We start from the raw sequence: 20687 nt of genomic DNA, 5'->3' as shown, positions 1-20687 counted from the left end.
ATGAGCCAATCCCTGCCGCGCTCCGAGCGCAACTCACAGAACCGCGTGGCGAATCTGTTCACCAGCTCGGAGAACGCTGGCGGCCTGGGCTACGAACACCTGGGCAACTGGAGCAAGCGCGACAACAACCGCGCCATCGAAAGCGACCTGCTGCGCGCCAATCTGAGCGCACGCGGTTACTCGCCCGCCCATATCAACGCCGCCTTGCAGAAGCTGGAAGTCGCGGTGGACGTCACCGGCATCACGCCCTATCAGGCCAACCTGCGCACCTACCAGTTGCTGCGTTATGGCGTGCCAGTGCAGATCGCCGCAGGCCAGTCCCACGACACGGTGCAGTTGATCGACTGGGCGCAACCCGAACGCAATCACTTCGCCCTGGCCGAGGAGGTGACGCTCAAGGGGGTGAACACGCGCCGGCCGGATATCGTGCTCTATATCAACGGCCTGGCGGTGGCGGTGCTCGAGCTCAAGCGCAGCTCGGTGGATGTCGGCGACGGTATTCGCCAACTGCTCAGCAACCAGGAGGAAGTGTTCAACCAGGGTTTCTTCAGCACCGTGCAGTTGCTGCTGGCGGGTAGCGATGCGCAGGGTCTGCGCTATGGCACCACCGGCACGCCGGAGCAGTTTTTCGTGCAGTGGAAAGATGAACAGCCGCAAACCGCGGTAATCGCAGGCGCCTTACTGGATCGCCCGCTGGCACAGATGTGCGGCAAGGAGCGGTTGCTGGATCTGCTCCGCCACTTCGTCATCTTCGACGCGGGCTTCAAGAAGGTGCCAAGGCAGCACCAGTACCAGGGCATCAAGGCCGCTCAGGAGCGCCTGGCCAAGCGAGAAGGCGGGGTGATCTGGCACACCCAGGGCAGCGGCAAGAGCATCCTGATGGTGCTGCTGGCCAAATGGCTGCTGGAACATGACCCGCAAGCACGGGTGTTGGTGGTGACCGACCGTGACGAGCTGGACAAGCAGATCGAAGGCGTGATGCGTAACGCCGGGGTGATAGGTGCGGAATCGGCCTCGCCGCGCATCACCTCGCGGGCGGACTTCGTACAGAAGCTTGGAGCCACCACACCGCGCCTGTTGTGTGCACTTATCCACAAGTTCGATGCGGCCGATCTCAAGGGCGAGCCACCGTCGATTCACGGACGTTTCTATGTGTTCGTGGACGAGTGCCATCGCACTCAGGGCGGCAACATGAACAAGCAGATGAAGCGCTGGCTGGCCGATGCCCTTTTCCTCGGCTTCACCGGCACGCCGCTGCTGCGCAAGGACAGGCAAACCACCCGCGATGTGTTCGGCACCTATATCCACACCTACAAGTTCCATGAAGCGGTGGCCGACAAGGTGGTGCTGGACCTGAAATACGAAGCACGCGATGTGCCGCAGCGACTGACCTCACGCGAAGCCATCGATGCCTGGTTCGAGAAGAAGACCCGCGGGCTGAACAATTTCCAGAAATCCATCCTGCGCAAGCGCTGGGCAACGATGGAAGAGTTGATGAGTGCCAAGGAGCGCAAGGAGCGCATCGTTGCCAACATCATCGAGGACTTCAGCCTCAAGCCCCGCCTGGACAACGATCGCGGCACGGCGATTCTGGTGGCGGCCTCGATCTACGATGCCTGCCATTACTTCCGCCTGTTCCAGAACACCCACTTTGGCGCCCATGTAGGCATCATCACCTCGTTCGAACCCAACCCGGCGGCCATCTCGAAGGCGTCGTCCGGCAGCGACGAGCGTTACAAGTACGACACCTACAAGAAGCACGTCCTGCGCGAAGGCCAGAGCACCAAACAGTACGAAGACGAAACCAAGCGCCGCTTCATCGAGGAGCCGGCCAGCATGAAGCTGCTGATCGTGGTCAGCAAACTGCTCACTGGTTTCGATGCGCCCAGTTGCACCTATATCTATCTCGACAACGAACTGCACGACCACAACCTGTTCCAGGCCATCTGCCGCACCAACCGGCTCGATGGTGACGACAAGGACTATGGCCATATCGTCGACTACAAGGAGCTGTTCGGTGACGTGCAGCAGGCCATCGCGGTGTACAGCTCCGACGAACTGGACATCGACGCGGGTAACGGCGGGGATAACAACATCCACTTGAAGAACTGGCTCGACGAAGGCCGTAAACAGCTGGACGACGCGCGTGAAGCGCTGCATTACCTGTGTGAGCCGGTGGAGCAGCCCCGCGAACTGGAGCAGTTCATTCACTATTTCTGCGGCCATGCCGGTGATCCGGAGGCGCTGTTGGAAAGCGAGGCCCTACGTATCGCCTTCTACAAGGCGGTGGCGACCTACCTGCGTGCCTTTGCCGCCATCGCTCAGAACCTGGAAGAGGCCGGTTATTCAGGTAATGAAATCGATACCTTGCGGCGGGAAACCGAGTTCTATGCCGAGGCGCGTTCGGCCATCAAGCACTACAGCGGCGAAGAGCTGGACATCAAGCCCTACGAAGCCGACATGCGCCACCTCATCAACACCTACATTCAGGCGGAGCCGGCAAAGGCCCTGGGTGAGTTGGCCGAACTGTCATTGACCGAGCTGATCATCGAGACCGGTATCCACGACGCCATCGCCAAGAAGCTCAATGAGAAGGGCAAGCTATCGAAGAATGCCATCGCCGAAACCATCATCAACAACGTCCGCAAGACCATCATTCGCGACCGCCTGACCGATCCACGCTTCTATGAGCAGATGTCCAAACTGCTCGATGACCTGATTCAGCAAAGCCGCGAAAGCACAGAGGCCTATGAAGCATTCCTGCGCAATGCAGAAGCGCTGGTGAAGAAGTGGCACGAGAAACAGCATGACAGCGACGAACCCGCCATCCTGCGCGGGAATACCCGTGCGTTGGTGCTATATCGCAACCTGCCGGACATCATTGCCGATACCCAACCTGAAGAAGGCGTAACCCAGGAAGGAAGCGCAAATTACGGAGACCCGTTAGCTCTACTGGCCCTGCGGATCGACCGCCTGATGCGCGATGAGGCTCCTGCAGGCTGGCGCGGCGACGAAGCCAAGGAGCGCATCGTGCAGAACGTCCTGTATCCCCTGACCGGCCGCAACCGTGAGGCCACGCTCAAGCTCTTCGAACTGCTGAAAAATCAGCCGGGCGACTGATGGCACAGACACATATACGCCTGGGGGAGCTGGACATCACTGTCACGTTCAAGACGGTGAAGAATGTCCACCTTTCCGTGCATCCCCCCGAGGGCAAGGTGACGCTGGTGGCGCCTACCGGCACACGGTTGGAAGTCGCACGCGCCTACGCCGTTTCAAAATTACGCTGGATTCGCCAGCAACAAGCTCAATTGCAAACCCAGGCGCGTGAGACGCCTCGTCAGTTCGTCACCCGGGAAAGCCATTACATCTGGGGACGCCGCTATCTACTCACGGTGGTGGAGCGGGATGCGCCTCCTAACGTGAAGATGGATCATCGGCGCATTACTCTGAGCGTCCGCCCAGGAACCGATACGAGCAGGCGTGAGGCCACATACCAGGCTTGGCAAAGATCCCTGTTGCATGCAGCAATCCCGCCGTTTATCGAGCACTGGCAAAAACGTATCGGCGTACAGGTGGCAGGCTACTTTCTACAGCGCATGAAAACCAAGTGGGGCAGTTGCAACCATCTTCGTGCTCATATTCGACTCAATACAGAGCTGATCAAGAAACCTCGTGATCTGCTCGAATATGTGATCGTGCACGAGATGATCCACTTGATAGAACCGACGCACAGCGAGCGCTTTGTCGCCTTGCTGGATCAGCACTACCCTGCTTGGCGAGAAGCGCGTGCTGAGTTGAACGCGCTCCCCCTGGGACAAAGCGGTCTGAATGACATCTACCGGCCCAGCTAACATGCCCTGACACACCCCCGAAGCTACGAAACCCCTTGCAGCCCGGCGCTTCAAGGGGTTTTCTTTTTCTGTCGCAGCGACGCACCGGACGCAGGCGGATTGCCGGAGGGTGGCACCTCCGGCGCCCGTCATCAGGCGATCATTTTGGCAATGCGGCGGCGGCAGCGAAGGCTTCGTCGACGGCTCCCATCGCCAGCCCTTCGGCGTAGACAAACTCGACATCGGTCATGCCGAGGATGCCGAGAATGGTCTTCAGGCAAGGCACCTGGGAGTCGGTCGGAGTATCGCGGTACATGCCGCCACGAGCCAGCGCCACATCGCTCTTGAGCAGACCTTCCGGGCCGTTCTCGGTGTAGCGGAAGGTCACTCCGGCGCGGGCGAAGGCATCGAGCTAGGTCTTCAGTTGCACTGGTACGCCGAAGTTGTACATTGGCACGCCATTGTCGTTGCCGCAGCGCAATACCTGGCGCAGCATGGTCGCCCCCGGCATCCGGCCGAGCTCGCCGGACTTCATCGCGGCCGATTATCTGCGTCAGGCCAGCTGGAAACCTTTCTGGAAGCGTTCGAGCCACCGGCGCTGGGCATCTACGCGGTGCTGCCCAGCAACCGCTACATGCCCCACCGCGTACGGGTGCTGATCGAGTTCCTTTCCACCCGGCTGGCGCCCCGGCAGCCGTAAGCGAACTACAGCGGCCCTGAACTGGGTAAACGACCAGGCTACCTGGCGAGTGCAAGGCATGGCCAACACGCTAAGCAGGTTTATTCTTGCGGTACTCACTGCCCTGCTCGCGCGCCAAGGCGATGAAATTGGCCACTTGCGGTGACTGGTTAAGCTCCCGGCAGACCAGCGTGATCGGCGCCACCAGGCGTGGCTTGGCATCGCGAATGGAACGATAGGCCACGCTGTGTTCATGAAAACCGCGCATGGATGCCGGCACCACGGACACCCCCGCGCCAGCAGCCACGAGGCTGACATTGGTCAGCATGCGCTCCACCTCGAAGGCGACATGCGGCTCGAAACCGGCATTACGACAAGCCTGCAGCAGATTGGCGTACATGCCTGGTGCTCCAGGGCGGCGCACCAGGATCAGGGGTTCGTCGGCGAGATCCTTCAGCGAGACGGCGCCATTGCCCGCCAACAGGCGATGCCCGACAGGCAGCGTGAGCATCAGCTCCTCGTTGAGCAGACGGTGGTAGGCGACGCCCTGGGGATTGCCCACTGGCGCACGCAGGATGCCGACATCCACATCGCCCGCGCTCACGCCGCCGGTCAGCTCCTGTGCATTACCCTCGTTCAGGCCGATGTCCACACCGGGATACAGGTCCCGGTAGCGACGAATGATGCGGGGAATCAGTGGGTGTGACGCCGCCGAACTGGTGAAACCGACACTGAGGTGCCCCTCGATGCCCTTCGCCGTACGCGCCGCCTTGAGGGCACCCTGCGATACCCGCTGGAGAATGTCGCGTGCCTCGCGCAGAAACACTTCTCCACCGACGGTGAGGTCGACGCCCTTGGCATGGCGGATGAACAGATCGAAGCCGAGTTCCTGTTCGAGTGCGCGAATCTGCTGGCTCAACGGCGGCTGCTGCATGTTCAGACGAGCAGCGGCGCGAGTGAAGTGTTTTTCTTCGGCGACCATGACGAAGTAGCGAAGGTGACGAAGTTCCATGCAGGCTCTTACCGACGTTGGACTGGGCCGCCACACGATACCGAATCCGTCCATCGATGGGTTAGGATAACCGCCACTATGTGGCCATGACGCCACGACGACGAACAAGAATAAAACAGGTCGCGATGATCCTCAGGCATTCTCGGACGGGCATTGTCCTGCTTCTGCTGGCCCTCGGGCTGGGAGCAGTGCTGGGTGTCTGGCGGCCTGGGCTGGCAGTGGAAATGAAGCCGCTCAGCGATCTGTTCATTTCCGCCATAGGCCTGTGTGCGCCGCTGGTGATGTTCGTCCTGGTGTGCTCCAGCGTGGCCGCCCTGAGCGATTACCGCGCCACTGCCAGGCTGGGGTTGAAGGCGGTGGGGTACTGGCAATTGATGTCGCTGCTGTCGCTGCTGGTCGGCCTGCTCGTCGCGCGACTCCTGCACCCCGGCAGCGGCCTGCACCACATGGGCGGCGACTGGTCGGCCCTGGAGTCGGCCGCCGACGGTCCGCTCTTCTCGCAGATTCCCGGTCTGCTGATCGACTCGCTGGAGCAGAGCCTGATTCTCAAGGTACTGTTGATCGCCGTAGTCTGCGGCCTGTTGCTGGGCCATTCCGGCTCTGCCGGCCGGCGCCTGGTGCAGCAGCTCGACAAGGCAGTGGGCCTGGTCTTCCGTGGCATGCGGCTGGTCGTCGGCTTCGCACCGCTGGCCGCCTTCGGCGCCATCGCCTTCATCATCGGCAAGTATGGCCTGGAGGCCGCCCTGCCCCTGGCCAGGTTCGTCGTGGCGGCCTATACGGCCTGCCTGGTCTATCTGCTTCTGGTGCCGGCCATCGCCCTGCGCCTGGCCGGTTGCCGGCTCTGGCGGCTGGTCGGTTATGTCAAGGAGGAACTATTGCTGGTGGCCGCCACCGGATCGTCGGTCGCCGCTCTGCCACGCCTGATCGACAAGCTCGAAGCGGCCGGCTGCGACAGCCAGACCGTGCGCCTGACGCTCACCGCCGGCTATAGCTTCAACCTCAATGGCTCGAACCTCTACCTGGCGGTGGCTATCGTCTTCCTCGCGCAGCTGAGCCACGCGGACCTCGATGCCCTGCAACTGGGCACCATCCTGCTGGTCAGCCTGCTGACCTCGCTGGGTTCGACCAGCGTGGCCGGCTCCGCCTTCGTAACGCTCACGGCCACGCTCAGCGTGCTCAACATCGTGCCACTGGAAAGCATCGGCATACTGGTCGGGGTGGAGCGCCTGATGAAATGCCGCTCATTGACCAACGTGCTGGGCAACTGCGTGGCCTGTGTGGCCATCGCCCACTGGCACGGTAAAGTGGACAGGCAGCGCCTGCGCAGCGTACTGGGCTAACCTCTGCCGAGCGCCCACGTGTCGAATGCGGAAAGAAGGGGCTGCTTGCGGACGCATGCCATGCCGTTCGACCAGCCCGGCCGTCGTGCCGCGACCAACGAACACCACCTCCTGCAACCCTGGGAAATGGCTACTGCGCTTGAGGTAGTTGACCAACGCATCGAGGATCGTGAGAGCAGAGAGCCCGACCCGTCCCTCGCTGGAGGGCTCACCCTCGGCCCAGGCCTGCTCGCTATGCCAGGCAGGCCGGTCCGTGGGTACGCTGCGACCAGCGGCGACGCTGAACCGTGGCACGAGCACCAAGGTGCCATCGCGTATATCCAGGAGCGTCTCGCTAGCGCTCGAATCGACCTCGATACGCACGACGACACGCCGTATCCCCTGCGGCAGGTTGTACAGGTCGGCGTTGGCCGCCACCGCAATGGCGAAGCTACCGTTGGCCTCGTCGAGCCGCAGCAGTTGCACCGCTCCGTCGGCGGAGCAGACGGAGTCGGAGCGTCGCGCCGCGGTGTCGCTGAATGCCACGCCTGCCAGCACGACCGAGCAGAGCAGCAGGAGGGATCGGCGCGGGATAGCCATCTTTCACGCTCCGACGAGTTCGCCGTCCGGAGTCAGCGGGAAGCTGGCTGGAGTCTGGCAAAAGCCTTATCCAGCGCAGCATCTGCCTGGACCAGATGCTGGCGGCGCTCGCTCATCCAGCTCTCGTCTGCCTTCAGGCGTTTGCCCGCCTCGGCCAGCATGCGCTTGACCTCCGCCGGTTGCGGGCCGCCGGTGCCCTTGCGGGTCTGTACCATGGTGCGCGGTGACAGCGTGGCGCGGAAGGCATTCTCGCTCAGCGGCAGGCGCTGATCCTTCCAGTGGTACTTCTGTGCGGCCTTGGTATAGAGCTTCTGCGCATCGGCGTAGGGGAAATTCTTCGGCAGCAATCCCTGCTCGCGGGCTTGGCCGACGATCAGCGAGGCGAAGCTGTGGCCGATGCGGAACGGTACCCTGTACTCGCGCTCCAGAGTGTCAGCCAGTTCCATCGAGGTCGTCCAGTCGGCATCCAGCTCTTCCTGCGCCCGCTCGGGATTGATCACCAGGGCGTCGAGCACCAGGTCCAGGCGCTCGAACATATCGGTGGCAGATTTGAACAGCCCCAGGTCGTCGAAGGCTGCCTTGTAGTCGGTCATGCCGGTGGTGACGTTGTGCGCCCGGATGGTAGTGGCGCCGGCCAGACCAACCACGTCGGAGGCCGCTTCGCGGGTACGCATCAGCAGGCCGGGGTTGCGCTTCTGCGGCATGGCGCTGCTGGTATAGGTCGAGCCCTCCTCGAGCAGCAGCCAGGGACGCGTCTGATGGTACTGGGTGTGGATATCGCCGATCAGCGCGCCGACGCGGATCGCCGACGACGAGGCAATACCCGCCGCCTCCAGCGGGATGTCGAAGGTCGACACCTGGCTGGAGTCCAGCGAGTTCACCCGTACACCATCGAAGCCCAGCAGCGTGGCCAGGCGCTCGCGATTGAGCGGCCAGCCGGAGTTGGCCAGCACCGCCGTCCCCATCGGGCTCAGGTTCAGGCGCGCATAGAGTTCGCGGATGCGCTGGGCATCGCGCTCGAAGGCCGCCTCGAAGGCCAGCAGGTAATGCGCGTAGCTGATCGGCATGGCCTGCACGCCGTTGGTATAGGCCGGCACCAGGGTATCGACGTTGTCTCCGGCGATCCTCAACAGACGCGCGCGCGCAGCGTTGAGCGCATCGCTGTAGTCCAGCACCTGGGCACGCAGTACGGCCAGGCGATAGGTGGCGTACATGTCCTGGCGGCTACGTCCGGAATGGATCAGCGAGGCCTCCGGACCGATCTTGTCGATCATGATCTGCTCGACCTGCAGCACATCGCTGGGGCTCTTGCCGCCCGGCTGGGCTGCCTGATCGATTACATGCTGCACGCCACCGGCGATACGCCGCCCCTGCGCAGTGGAGACGATGCCCTCCTCGGTCAGCATGACGATCGAGGCCTTGTTGATGCGGTTCAACCAGGAGAACTGGCTTTCGTGGGCGCCGCCCTTGAGCGCCGACTTGTCCACTGTCGCGCCGATCTTGCGCGCCTGCGCGGCGCATTCGGCCGTGGTGCTACAGGGAAGTTCGGCAGTATTGGCCGCCAGCACGCTGGAGGAAGCGAACAGCGCATAGACGACAGCCAGATGAAGCAGGGTCTTTCTTGTTCTCATGGTTTTAGTTCCGCTCGGTATCGTGGAAGGCTCGCCCGCAGGGGAAGCGGACCAGCCAGATGATGCTAGCGGCAAGAAAAAGAGATATGAAATATATTAAAAATATCAAATCAAAACTTAAAAAATATCTAAGTATTCTTTTGCTCGCACGCTTCAACCCTACGATGCCACCTCGTTCCAGCCGCTAATAACCACTGTTGCCATCTGTCATTGCACACAGAGTCACGAACAACTCGATATTCAAAAAATATCAAATAGCAATTTTCAAGATATTTTATCTAGCCAAAAAGCGCTGCTAGGATCGACGCCATAACTCCAACCAACCGGGTCGCCCCACTCATGCCAACCAGTGGGTACGGCCCTAGTGGCATGCCGTCGGGAGACTTCCCGGCATGGCGCGCTGCGCTCTCTGTCGAGGTGGAATATGCCGTACGACGCTCTCTCGCTCCTGGGCTCCCCGATCAAGCACAGACTCAATCTCCGCGGAACGATGCTCCTCGCCGTCGCCCTGCTGATTACCGCCTTTCCTTGCACCTTCGCCAGAGCCGATCAGCAGATACTGCGCCTGGGCCAGACCAGCCCCTACAACTTCCTCGTTTTCGCCAACGCCGATCTGCAGCGTGCCGTCCCGGCCTCGCGCGCCGTGCTATTGATCCACGGAGTACAGCGCAATGCCGACGACTACTACCGCAATGGCCTGGGTCTGCTGGAAAAAGCCGGGCTCGACACCAGCGACACCTTGCTGCTGGCCCCCAACTTCCTCAATGAAGCCGACCGCCGCGCCGGCGCCGACATGCCGCTGTGGCCGCGCGACAAGTGGATGCATGGCACCGATTCCGAGAAAGGGCGCCCCGGTATCGCGGCCTTCTCCGTACTGGACGATCTGTTGTCTTACCTGGCCAATCGCCGACGCTTTCCCGCCATGCGAGAAATCGTCCTGATCGGCCATTCCGCCGGCGGCCAGCTCATGCAGCGCTACAGCATCCTCGGCGATGGTGATGAGCGCCTGGCCGATAGCGGCATCGGCGTCCGCTACGTGGTGTCCAGCCCATCGTCCTACGTCTATTTCGAGGACAGTCGCCTGCAGGACGGCACATTCAAGCCAGTGCGCACCATCATGTGCCCGAGCTTCAGCCGTTATCGCTACGGCCTCGATCGTGCGCCCTTCTATCTGACCCGCCAGGGGCTCGGTCCCGAACAACTGTTTCGCCGCTACGCGCGTCGCGATGTGACCTTCATGGTCGGCGAGCGGGACAACGACAGCGGTAACCGGGTCATGGACCGGACCTGCGGCGCCAACATGCAGGGCGCGCATCGTGTGGAGCGGCAGCTCAACTTCGTGCGCTACGAAGCCTTCCTCTCCGAAAAGTGGGATGTGCCGATCCACCACCCCCAGTTCCAGGTCGCCGGCATCGGCCACAACGCCGCCCGCCTGTTCGCTTCGGAAACCGTCGCCAGGGCACTGTTCCCGACGCACTGAACACTCCGCCCGCCCATCCACAAAAACAACAATGAGCTTGCCATGACTCGGACCATCCTCTCCGCTGGAGCCAGCCGTGCGCTGCATCCACGCAATCTGACCCTGCTGGCGGCCGCCATTCTCGCCGCCCAGGCCCATGCCGAGACCGTACCCTCCGCCGGCACGCTGTTCGACAGCAACCGTGACATCCTGCGCCCGGCCGAACGGGCTCAGGACGCACCGCGCGGCAAGGTGCGCATCGAGGCGCAGGACGAGCAGGTGCAACAGCCGCAGGGCGGCTCGGCCCAGCCGTCCGCGACCTTCAGAGTCAATGCCTTCAGGCTGACCGGCCAGCACGAGATCAGCGAGTCCCGCCTGCAGCAGGAGTTGCAGACCTATGCCGGTCGCGACCTGAATCTCGACGGCCTGCGCGAGGCCGCTGCCCGTGTTACCGAGCTGTACCGCAGCCGCGGCTATCTGGTCGCCCGCGCCTATCTACCAGCCCAGGAGGTCAGTGATGGCGTGGTCACCATCGGCGTGCAGGAAGGCCGGGTCGGCAGCGTGCGTGCCGAGCCTGAACCCTCCGTGCGCCTGCAGCCCGGCATGCAGCAGCGCTTCGTCGACGCCATCCCTAGTGGCAGCGTGATCCGCGAGGCAGACCTGGAACGCGTACTGCTACGCCTGTCGGATATCGCCGGTGTCTCGGTGCGCGCCATCCTGCAACCGTCACGCGAACCGGGCGCTTCCGACATCATCCTCAAGCTCAGCGAGATGACCGCCTGGACCGGCCGCGTCAGCTTCGACAACCATGGCAACTACTACACCGGGTCCAACCGGGTCACCACCAACGTCAGCCTCAACGACGCCTTCGGCTTCGGCGAGAGCCTGTTCTTCAATGGCCAGAACAGCTTCGAGGGCCTGGAGATCCGTGGCCTCGGCTATCGCCAGCCGCTGGGCGCCAGTGGCCTCACCCTGGGCGCCAACTACGCCGAGATGGAATACGCCATCGGCAAGAGCCTGAAGGCCGCCGATGCCAACGGCACCGCCATCGTCTCCTCGGTGTTTCTCGACAGCTCGCTGCTGCGCAGCCGCGATGCCAACATCTCGCTCAACCTGGCCGAGGAGCACCGTCATTTCGAGGATGAGGCAGGCGCCTTCGCGGTGAAGAAATCCGCCGTCTTTCGCAGCGCCACGCTCTATGGCGACTGGCGCGACGACTGGGCTGGCAGCAACCGCTGGAGCCTGGCCTACGGCATCGGCAGGCTGAACAAGGACACGCCGCTCGATGAAGCCCTCGATGAGCTGACCGCCAATGCCGCTGGCCGCTATCGCAAGGCCAACCTGGCGTTCAGCCGCCTGCAGGAGCTGGGTGGCGGCTTCTCGCTGTTCGCCTCCCTGAGCGGCCAGTGGGCGGACAAGAACCTCGACGCCTCGGAGAAATTCAGCCTCGGCGGGCCCAACGGCGTACGCGCCTACCCGGTCGGTGAAGCCGCGGGCGATGAAGGCCTGCTCGGCCGCCTGGAACTGCGCAAGTACCTGGGCCGTTACTACGGCGCCATCGCCGAAGCCACCCTGTTCGCCGACGGCGGCCGGGTGCGAGTGAACAAGAACCCCTGGGACGACAGCGTGAACCACCTGAGCCGCTATGGCTATGGTGTGGGCCTGAACGTCTATCATCGCGACCTGGTGATGAATGCCAGCCTGGCCTTCTCCCCCGGCGATGAACCGATCAGCGACGAGCGCGACAACAAGCGTTTCTGGCTCTCGGTCAGCGGTTCGCCGCAGGCCTTCGCCGGTCTGGCCAAGGACGTCGGCAGCCGCGAGGATTTCCGCGACAAGAACACCGAACTGGTGCTCTACGGATCGCTCGGCCTGGTGCCCGAATACATCGACCGGCGCGACTCCACCCACGCCTCTCCGGCGGACCAGAGCAAGCTGGCCACGCCCAATGGCCGCAACATGTCCAGCTACTGGCGCGCACGCGACAATGTCTCCTACATCGGTGCCCACGCCGGCATCCCGCTTAACGACGACACGCGCATCCTCTGGCAGCTGGAATACGGCATCTCGGTGAACTACACCCTGAGCGGCGACGACAGCGCACCGCTGTCGATCTCGCCCAACACGCGCCTGCGCAACTCCGGCGTGGCACTCGACGATGATCGTTTCGGCACCCTGCTCTATGGCGTGTGGGACATGCCGCTGAAGGAAAGCACCACCAGCCTCGATCCGTTCTTCGGCAAGACCAGCGCGGCCTACTACAACATCATCGGCTCGCCCGGCTTCAACAGCAGCCTGGCCAGCTACGTCTCCGGCCCGCTCAGCCAGGCCGACGAAAGCGTCAACTCCGATGCCGCGTTCAACCGTCGCCAGTCCGGCGTGGTCGCCTGGTGGTCACCGCAGTGGCATGGCCTGCAGGTCAAGCTGGCCTACTCCAACAATGGCATGAAGGCGGCCGAGGACGTCGACCGGGGCTACATCTATGGCGGCAGCGTCACCTACAAGAACGGCGGTTTCACCGCGGTCGCCGCCGCCGAACGTCACGTCAACTACTTCGGCATCGCCAACCTCGGCCGCAACGCCCGCGGCGTGGGCAGCAACACCCACGTCACCGAGGGCACTTCGTCGAACGACTACAGTTTCCGCTTCGGCCTGGGCTACCGCTTCGGCAACACCCAGCTGTCGCTGGTGGCCGACGAGCTCTACTACTCGGAAGACGACGTGATCAACAACAGCGTCAGCTTCAGCGACCTGTCCGAGTACCGCCGGCGCGCCTATATGTTCGGCATCAGCCACCGCCTCGGCGCCTGGCGCCTGCGCGCCAGCTATGCCCGCGCGCTGCCAGGCGAGTGCTCGATGATCTCCGCCAGCGGTATCGAGTGCGACACCAGCGGCATGGGCGCACGCCAGTACGCCCTGGGCGTCGGCTACCGCTTCACCCGCAACACCGAGGTGTTCGCCCACTACGTGCTGTTGAAGAACGCCTCGCTGGCCAACTACAACTTCGCCGTGGCCGGCGCCTATGCCGCCAGCGGCTACTCGCCAGGCGTGGGCACCACCATCAACGCCATCGGCACCGGCTTCAACTATTCGTTCTGAGGAGATGACCGTGAATAATAAAAACACCCGTCGCGGCCGTCGTCCGCAACTGCCTTCTCTCAAGCCGCTGAGCTACGCCGTGCTGTGCGTGATGCACGGCCTGATACCGCTGAACGCCATGGCGCTGGACAACAACGCCCTGCCGAGCAACGGCCAGATCACCGCCGGCAGCGGCAGTATCAACCAGTCCGGCAATGTGCTGGATGTGAACCAGAACAGCCAGAAGCTGATCGCCACCTGGGACACCTTCAACATCGGCCGCGATGCCACGGTGAATTTTCACCAGCCGGGCGCCTCGTCGGTGGCGCTCAATCGCGTGCTGTCCAGTGACGCCTCGCAGATTTTCGGCCAGCTCAACGCCAATGGCCAGGTCTACCTGATCAACCCCACCGGCGTGCTGTTCGGCAGCAGCGCGGCGGTCAACGTCGGCGGCCTGGTGGCCAGCGCCCTGGACATCGCCGACGACGACTTCATGTCCGGGCGCATGCAATTCGACGGCAAGGGTGCGGGCGGCGCGGTGACCAACCGGGGCACCCTCCGCGCGGCCGACGGTGGCACGGTCGCCCTGCTCGGCGCCCAGGTGCGCAACGAAGGCACCGTGGTCGCGAAGATGGGCTCGGTGGTGCTGGGCGGCGGCGAGAGGATCACCCTCGACTACCACGGCGACGGCCTGATCAACATGCAGGTCGACGAAGCCGCCATCGATGCCAGCGTGATCAACCAGGGATTGCTGCAAGCCAACGGCGGCACCGTGATCATGAGCGCCCGCGCCAGCGATGCCATGCTCAGCAAGGTGGTCAACAACGAAGGCGTGATCGAGGCCACCAGCCTGCAGCAGCACAATGGCCGCATCCTCCTCGATGGCGGCGACAGCGGCGTGGTGGCCAGCAGCGGCGTGCTCGACGTGTCCGGCCGCAATGCCGGCGAGCGCGGCGGCGAAGTGACCATGACCGGCGAGTACGTCGGCCTGTTCGACGATGCCCACATCGACGCCTCCGGCGATGCCGGCGGCGGCACCGTGCTGCTCGGTGGCGACTACCAGGGCAGCGGCCCGCTGCATCAGGCCACTGCCACCCACATGAGCGAGGCTGCGCGTGTCGACGCCGACGCGCTCGGCCGCGGCGACGGCGGCAAGGTCATCCTCTGGGCCACCGACAGCACCCAGTTCCACGGCAACATCAGCGTGATCGGCGGCGGCGAAGGTGGCAAGGGTGGCCTGGTGGAAACCTCCGCCCATACCCTGGACGTCAGCGGCCGCGTCGACCTCAGCGCGGCCTCCGGCAAAGGAGGCACCTGGCTGCTCGACCCGTACAACATCAACATCACCAGCGCCGCCAGCTCCGGCACCTCCAGCGACAGCCCGTTCACGCCGAACGCCGGCGGCAGCTCGACCCTCAGCTCGGCCACGCTGAACGCCTCGCTCAGCGAGGGCGCCAACATCATCGTGCAAACCTCCTCGGGGGCCGGCACCTCCGGCGACATCAATGTGCTCGACAACGTGCAGGCACAGGGCAACGCCAGCCTTTCGCTGATCGCCCACCGTAACGTCAACATGACCGGCACCAGTATCACCCATGCCGATGGCGCCACGCTGAACGTGTCGCTGCTGTCCAACTTCAACAACAGTGGCAACGGCTCGGTGGCGCTGAACAACGCTACTATCCGCACCAACGGTGGCGATCTGACCATCAGCGGCGCGGTCGACCCGAGCGGCTCGTTCGCCAGCACCAACGTCAGCAGCGGCACCGGGGTACTGATCCGCTCCAGCCTGATCGACACCAATGGCGGCGACATCACCATTCGCGGTGCAACCTCGGCCACCCTCGCCGCCGGCTCCAGCGCCAACGCAATGAACATCTCCGCCAGTACCCTCGATGCAGGTGGCGGCGACATCAGCATCACCGCCGTACAGGCCAGTACCAGCGGCACGGGTGATGCCTTCATCCTGCATGGCGGCAGCAGCCTGCTGACCGAGGGCGCCGGCTCCATCGACATCAGTGCCGACAACCTCGGCAGCGGCAACAGCACCGGCAGCTTCGGCGGCTATGGCATCTTGCTCAACTCCACGGGCAGCTCGCAGGGCGTCAGCATCACCACGCAGACCGGCGACATCACCCTGCGCGGCGACTCGGTCGGCACCTCCGACGCCATCGCCCTCGGCGGCAGCGGCACGGCCTCGACCAACCGCATCGCCTCGCAGGGCGGCGACATCCTGCTCGACGGTCACTTCCACTCACCCGACACCAGCGAACTGGATCACGGCATCGCCCTGCTCGGCGTGACCAACGTCATCCAGACCACCGGCAACGGCAACGTCACCCTGGTCGGCCGTTCGACCGGCTCGGGCGATGGCGTGGACTTCTACAGCAACGGCAACAACCTGCTCAGTGTGGAGAACGGCAAGCTCAGCCTCACCGGCCAGGCCGCCGACGCCAACGGTATCAGCGTACTCACCGGACAGACCGAGCTGCGCGCCACCGGCAGCGGCTCGATCAGTCTCGACGGTTATTCGAAGACAGCCAACGGCATCCACTTCTATCCCTCCAGCAGCGGCAGCTCGGTGACCATCGCCAGCAACAGCGGCGACATCGACCTCAGCGGCCGCAGTGACGGCGGCGCCGAGGCCAGCGGGGTGTTCATGCGCAGCGGCGCCAACAGCATCGCGCTGCAATCCGCCAGTGGCGACATCAGGGTCAGCGGGCGCGGCGACAACGGCGCCAGCGGCATCACCTTCAACGGCACCAGCAGCGGCAGCAACAGCCTGCTGAGCGGCGCTGGCGGCAACCTCACCCTGGAGGCCTACAGCCGCGGCGGTACGGCGCTGAACTTCGTCAGTGGCAACAACAGTCTCAGCGTGCAGAACGGCACCCTGCTGATCGGTGCGGATGCTCCGGGCGGCAGCGAGATCGCCCATGGCAGCGACAACACCCGCATCGGCGCCAGTGGCAGCGGCGTCGTGGTCTATCGCCTGGGCGGGCTGATCAACAGTGGCCTCCTGGGTAGCGACAGCGAAGCGCCCCGTGCTCACCTGCAACAGCAGATCGTCGGCAATGCCTGGAGCCAGGTTCTGTATCCTGACTACCGGCAGACGCCACTGGCGCCCATGATCGACAGGGTCGACCTGGATCTGTCGCAGTGGCAGGCCGTTGCCGACGATGACTGAGAAGCCGGGCGCGACGGATCGAGCGCCGCGCCCTGACCTTCGATCCCCGTGATAAGGCAAGGCCATGACCGACGAGACGTTTTCCCTCGAGCACTTCGAACAGCTCTGCTACTCGCGCCAGCACGAGGCCGCCGCCCGCGAGCTGATCCGCCTGCTGCTGCTCATCGACCGCCACTACGGCAAGCTGTCCGGCCAGTTCGTGCTCTCGGTATCACCGGCGATTTCCGCAGCGGATCTCGAAGCCCATGTGTTGACACGCATCACCAGCGCCATCACCACGCTGTTCTCCGACCCCGGTTTCCAGATCAGCCCGACCGGCTTCGACCAGTTGATCAACTTCCAGCGCTGGCTGTCCTCGCTGTTCGCCGCCAGCGCCTTCGTCAATGCCGACCATATTCTGCGCGCCCTCAACCTGCACGGAGAGGCAGACGGTCGCTTCGAAGTGGCACCGACGGATCTGGTGAAATTCTGCGTACTCTATTCGGCCGAGTCGCAACTGCCGCTGGACGTGGAACTGCTCTGGCAACAGAACCGCAACCTGGCCGTGGTGCTGTTCATGGCGCTGCTGTCGCCGCGCTTTCTCGGCACACCCGCGGCACACTCCAAGCGCGAGGCGCTGCTGGCCTGGTTGCCGCCGCGGCTCGACAGCCTCGACAATCTGGATCAGCTGCCGGTGGCGATCATCCACGACGTCTACATGCACTGCAGCTACGCCGACCTGCCACAGCGCCACCGCATCAAGCGCTCCATCTGCCGCCTGGTGGAACGCAAGCTGGCGGATAACGGTATCGACTCCCTGCAATTGCCAGCCACGCACAACACCGACGAGAAACCGACCATGCTGGTCGTGCTGGAGTGGTTCTCCGGCGGCCATTCGATCTACCGCACCCACTCCAGAACCCTGGAGGCCGCGCGCCGGCACTTCGAGCTGCATGCCGTGGGCTACCCCAACAACGTCGACGAATTCGGCCGCCAGGTGTTCGACAGGTTCACCGAACTGACCACGCCGAACGACCTGCTGGCCTGCGTGCGCCAGGTGCGCGAACTGGCTGGAGAACTGCAACCGCAGGTGCTGTACATGCCCAGCGTCGGCATGTTCCCGCTCACCCTGTTCGTCGCCAACCTGCGCCTGGCGCCCTTGCAGGTGGCCGCGCTGGGCCACCCGGCGACCACCGGCTCGCGGCATATCGATTACATCAGCGTGGAAGAGGATTTCGTCGGCGATCCAGCCTGCTTCGACGAGAAGCTGCTTCTGCTGCCCAGCGACGGCCAGCCCTACTGCCCCTCGGCCATCCCGGTGGAAATCGCCCCGCCTCAACGCGACGATACTGACGAAGTGGCCATCGCCATCGCCGCCACCACCATGAAGCTCAACCCGCGCTTCCTCCAGGCCTGCCAGCGGATCGCCCAGCTCACCCAGCGCCAGTACGGCAAGCGGGTGCGCTTTCATTTTCTCATCGGCCAGGCGCAGGGGTTGCTCTACCCGCAACTGCAGCGCCTGATCCAGCGCTACCTGCCCGATGCGCGAATCTATCCGCATCAGCCCTACCAGCAGTACCTGAGCGCCTTCGGCTGTTGCGACCTGTTCCTCAGCCCATTTCCGTTCGGCAACACCAACGGTATCGTCGACGCCCTCACTGTCGGCCTGCCCGGTATATGCAAGACCGGCCCGGAAGTGTTCGAGCACATCGACGAAGGACTGTTCCGTCGTGTCGGCCTGCCCGACTGGACCATCGCCGCGAGCATCGATGAATATATCCGCGCCGCCGTACGCCTGGCCGGCAATACCGATGAACGCAGGTCGTTATATGCGCATCTGGCAAGCGGTCAGCCACTGCAACGCTTGTTCGCGGGGCGTCCGGAGGTGTTCGGGGAGCGCCTGCGCCAACTACTGCGTTGATCCAACGCACCAGGAAGTTGGCGCAACCCCTTCCTCCAGGCCGTTCCAGAGGAATCAGCCTGCGACTGCCGGCAATGATCTACACCGTCGCGTCACTTGAAGTTGCGCCTCACCAGGCGTTCCAGCCAGCCGACGATGCCGGAGCGGAACAGCAGCACGCAGAGCACGAAGATCACGCCGAGAATCACGTGCACCCATTCGCCCAGCGGTCCGTTGGACAGGTAACTCTGCAGCGTCACCACCACCGTGGCGCCGACCAGCGGGCCGAGGATGGTGCCGACGCCGCCGAGCAGGGTCATCAGGATCACCTCGCCGGACATGTGCCAGTGCGCGTCGGTCAGCGAGGCCAGCTGGAACACCACGGTCTTGGTCGAACCGGCCAGCCCCGCCAGCGCCGCGGAGATGACGAAGGCCAGCAGCTTGTGCGCATCGACGTTGTAGCCCAGCGACACCGCGCGCGGCTCGTTCTCGCGGATCGCCTTGAGCACCTGGCCGTACGGGGAATGGATGGTGCGCTGGATGATGGCGAAGCCGAGAACGAACACCGCCAGCACGAAGTAGTACATGGCCAGGTTGTTCTGCATGTCGACGAGGCCGAACAGGTGCCCGCGCAGCACGCCCTGCAGGCCGTTCTCGCCGCCGGTGAACGGCGCCTGGACGAAGACGAAGAACACCAGCTGCGCCAGCGCCAGGGTGATCATGGCGAAGTAGATGCCCTGCCGGCGGATCGCCAGCAGGCCGAACAGCGCGCCGAGCACCGTCGAGGCCAGGGTGCCGGCGAGGATGCCCAGCTCGGTGCTCAGCCCGCTGTAGCTGCTCAGCATGTAGCCGGTGATGTAGCCGCCGGTGGCGAAGAACGCCGCGTGGCCGAACGACAGCAGCCCGGCGTAGCCCAGCAGCAGGTTGAAGGCACAGGCGAACAGCGCGAAGCACAGCAGCTTCATCAGGAACACCGGATAGACCGCCAGCGGCGCCAGCAGCGCCACCGCCAGCAGTACCGCGTAGAAGATCTTCCGCCGCCGCGCCGCCGCATGCCGGCGCTCGCGCACCACGCTGGCCTGCAGCACCGAGGCCGCCTGCATGTTGACCGGATTGGTCATGCTCATGCCTCCTTCCCGAAAAGTCCCGCAGGACGAACCAGCAGCACCGCCACCATGACCAGGAACACCACGGTATTGGCCGCCTCCGGATAGAACACCTTGGTCAGCCCCTCGATCAGCCCCATGGCGATGCCGGTGACGATGGCGCCGAGGATCGAGCCCATGCCGCCGATCACCACCACGGCGAACACCACGATCAGCAGGTTCGACCCCATGCCCGGGGTCACCGCGTAGATCGGCGCCGCCAGCACGCCGGCGAAGGCAGCCAGGGCCACGCCGTAGCCGTAGGTCAGGGTCACCAGCAGCGGTACGTTGATGCCGAAGCCCTGCATCAGCCGCGGGTTCTCGGTGCCGGCGCGCAGGTAGGAGCCCAGGCGGGTGCGCTCGATGACGTACCAGGTCGCCAGGCAGACCACCAGCGCGGCGACGATCACCCAGGCGCGATAGGTCGGCAGGAACATGAAGCCGAGGTTGAAGCCGCCACGCAGCAGTTCCGGCATCGGGTAGGACGAGCCGGACACGCCGAACAGCTTGACGAAGCTGCCCTCGACGATCAGCGCCAGGCCGAAGGTCAGCAGCAGCCCGTAGAGATGGTCCTCACCGGCGATGCGCCGCAGCAGCCCGCGCTCGATGGCCATGCCCAGGGCCCCCACCAGCAGCGGCGACAGCAGCAGCGCAGCCCAGTAGCTCACGCCCAGGTAGTTCAGCCCGAGGAAGGCGACGAAGGCACCGAGCATGTACTGCGCGCCATGGGCGAAGTTGATGATGCGCAGCAGGCCGAAGATGATCGCCAAGCCCAGGCTCAGCAGCGCGTAGAACGCGCCGTTGATCAGGCCGAGCAACAGCTGCCCGAGCAGCACGCTCAGGGGAACGCCGAATACGAGAGTCATGG

At 64.0% G+C, this 20687-nt stretch carries 13 protein-coding genes and 1 pseudogene; 8 read left to right on the top strand and 6 right to left on the bottom strand.

Going from position 1 to position 20687, the window contains the following annotated elements; genetic code table 11:
- Positions 1–3120 carry a type I restriction endonuclease subunit R gene (locus CXK94_RS07430; protein WP_102893852.1) on the top strand — a complete coding sequence of 1040 codons (3120 nt, stop codon included), beginning with the start codon at positions 1–3 and terminating at the stop codon, positions 3118–3120.
- Positions 3120–3854: a M48 family metallopeptidase gene (locus CXK94_RS07425; protein ID WP_102893851.1), complete on the top strand. Its 735-nt coding sequence runs from the start codon at positions 3120–3122 to the stop codon at positions 3852–3854. Before CXK94_RS07430 ends, CXK94_RS07425 begins: the two co-directional genes overlap by 1 nt.
- Before the next feature lie 139 nt (positions 3855–3993).
- On the opposite strand, the pseudogene CXK94_RS07420 reads toward CXK94_RS07425, so the two are convergent.
- A pseudogene (locus CXK94_RS07420) lies at positions 3994–4233 on the bottom strand (NAD(P)H-dependent oxidoreductase); the annotation flags it as partial.
- A 24-nt stretch (positions 4234–4257) separates the two neighbouring features.
- Here CXK94_RS07420 and CXK94_RS22390 point away from each other — a divergent pair.
- The gene (locus CXK94_RS22390; protein ID WP_180984408.1) at positions 4258–4533 is read left to right on the top strand and encodes a hypothetical protein; all 276 of its coding nucleotides are present in this window, start codon (positions 4258–4260) and stop codon (positions 4531–4533) included.
- Between the two features lie 70 nt (positions 4534–4603).
- Here CXK94_RS22390 and CXK94_RS07415 read toward each other — a convergent pair whose 3' ends face one another.
- The gene (locus CXK94_RS07415) at positions 4604–5524 is read right to left on the bottom strand and encodes a LysR family transcriptional regulator (protein ID WP_102893850.1); all 921 of its coding nucleotides are present in this window, start codon (positions 5522–5524) and stop codon (positions 4604–4606) included.
- An 86-nt stretch (positions 5525–5610) separates the two neighbouring features.
- Between CXK94_RS07415 and CXK94_RS07410 the strand changes: the two genes are divergently transcribed.
- Complete coding sequence (locus CXK94_RS07410; protein ID WP_336435507.1) at positions 5611–6864, top strand: cation:dicarboxylate symporter family transporter; 1254 nt, start codon at positions 5611–5613, stop codon at positions 6862–6864.
- Here the strand turns inward: CXK94_RS07410 and CXK94_RS07405 are convergent.
- Both CXK94_RS07405 and CXK94_RS07400 read right to left on the bottom strand, forming a co-directional pair.
- Complete coding sequence (locus CXK94_RS07405; protein ID WP_102893848.1) at positions 6766–7443, bottom strand: hypothetical protein; 678 nt, start codon at positions 7441–7443, stop codon at positions 6766–6768. The genes CXK94_RS07410 and CXK94_RS07405 overlap by 99 nt on opposite strands.
- A gap of 32 nt (positions 7444–7475) precedes the next feature.
- Complete coding sequence (locus tag CXK94_RS07400; protein WP_102893847.1) at positions 7476–9074, bottom strand: argininosuccinate lyase; 1599 nt, start codon at positions 9072–9074, stop codon at positions 7476–7478.
- 490 nt (positions 9075–9564) lie between these two features.
- On the opposite strand from CXK94_RS07400, the gene CXK94_RS07395 reads away from it, so the two are divergent.
- The 4 genes from CXK94_RS07395 (at position 9565) to CXK94_RS07380 (ending at position 18695) form a co-directional block, all read left to right on the top strand.
- The gene (locus CXK94_RS07395) at positions 9565–10554 is read left to right on the top strand and encodes a hypothetical protein (protein WP_102893846.1); all 990 of its coding nucleotides are present in this window, start codon (positions 9565–9567) and stop codon (positions 10552–10554) included.
- 42 nt (positions 10555–10596) lie between these two features.
- The gene (locus CXK94_RS07390; RefSeq protein ID WP_102893845.1) at positions 10597–13632 is read left to right on the top strand and encodes a ShlB/FhaC/HecB family hemolysin secretion/activation protein; all 3036 of its coding nucleotides are present in this window, start codon (positions 10597–10599) and stop codon (positions 13630–13632) included.
- Positions 13633–13642: 10 nt separating this feature from the next.
- On the top strand, positions 13643–16795 hold the full coding sequence (locus CXK94_RS07385; RefSeq protein ID WP_256046072.1) for a filamentous hemagglutinin N-terminal domain-containing protein: 3153 nt from the start codon (positions 13643–13645) through the stop codon (positions 16793–16795).
- A gap of 64 nt (positions 16796–16859) precedes the next feature.
- The gene (locus CXK94_RS07380) at positions 16860–18695 is read left to right on the top strand and encodes a peptide transporter (protein ID WP_102893843.1); all 1836 of its coding nucleotides are present in this window, start codon (positions 16860–16862) and stop codon (positions 18693–18695) included.
- A gap of 92 nt (positions 18696–18787) precedes the next feature.
- On the opposite strand, the gene CXK94_RS07375 is transcribed toward CXK94_RS07380, so the two are convergent.
- Positions 18788–19795 carry a branched-chain amino acid ABC transporter permease gene (locus CXK94_RS07375; RefSeq protein WP_102893842.1) on the bottom strand — a complete coding sequence of 336 codons (1008 nt, stop codon included), beginning with the start codon at positions 19793–19795 and terminating at the stop codon, positions 18788–18790.
- A 2-nt stretch (positions 19796–19797) separates the two neighbouring features.
- On the bottom strand, positions 19798–20685 hold the full coding sequence (locus tag CXK94_RS07370; RefSeq protein ID WP_037044563.1) for a branched-chain amino acid ABC transporter permease: 888 nt from the start codon (positions 20683–20685) through the stop codon (positions 19798–19800).
- Positions 20686–20687 lie beyond the last annotated feature (2 nt).

The sequence above is a fragment of the Stutzerimonas stutzeri genome (assembly GCF_002890915.1).
GTDB lineage: Bacteria > Pseudomonadota > Gammaproteobacteria > Pseudomonadales > Pseudomonadaceae > Stutzerimonas > Stutzerimonas stutzeri_AF.
The sequence above is the reverse complement of the archived record's forward strand: the minus strand, read 5'-3'. Positions and strand labels throughout refer to the sequence as shown.

Bases quoted from the DNA above. Each gene is read 5' to 3' on its own strand.
- CXK94_RS07410 (WP_336435507.1), top strand. From the start codon at position 5,611: ATGACGCCACGACGACGAACAAGAATAAAACAGGTCGCGATGATCCTC.
- CXK94_RS07375 (WP_102893842.1), bottom strand. From the start codon at position 19,795: ATGACCAATCCGGTCAACATGCAGGCGGCCTCGGTGCTGCAGGCCAGC.
- CXK94_RS07370 (WP_037044563.1), bottom strand. From the start codon at position 20,685: ATGACTCTCGTATTCGGCGTTCCCCTGAGCGTGCTGCTCGGGCAGCTG.
- CXK94_RS07400 (WP_102893847.1), bottom strand. From the start codon at position 9,074: ATGAGAACAAGAAAGACCCTGCTTCATCTGGCTGTCGTCTATGCGCTG.
- CXK94_RS07390 (WP_102893845.1), top strand. From the start codon at position 10,597: ATGACTCGGACCATCCTCTCCGCTGGAGCCAGCCGTGCGCTGCATCCA.
- CXK94_RS07405 (WP_102893848.1), bottom strand. From the start codon at position 7,443: ATGGCTATCCCGCGCCGATCCCTCCTGCTGCTCTGCTCGGTCGTGCTG.
- CXK94_RS07380 (WP_102893843.1), top strand. From the start codon at position 16,860: ATGACCGACGAGACGTTTTCCCTCGAGCACTTCGAACAGCTCTGCTAC.
- CXK94_RS07430 (WP_102893852.1), top strand. From the start codon at position 1: ATGAGCCAATCCCTGCCGCGCTCCGAGCGCAACTCACAGAACCGCGTG.
- CXK94_RS07395 (WP_102893846.1), top strand. From the start codon at position 9,565: ATGCTCCTCGCCGTCGCCCTGCTGATTACCGCCTTTCCTTGCACCTTC.
- CXK94_RS07425 (WP_102893851.1), top strand. From the start codon at position 3,120: ATGGCACAGACACATATACGCCTGGGGGAGCTGGACATCACTGTCACG.
- CXK94_RS07415 (WP_102893850.1), bottom strand. From the start codon at position 5,524: ATGGAACTTCGTCACCTTCGCTACTTCGTCATGGTCGCCGAAGAAAAA.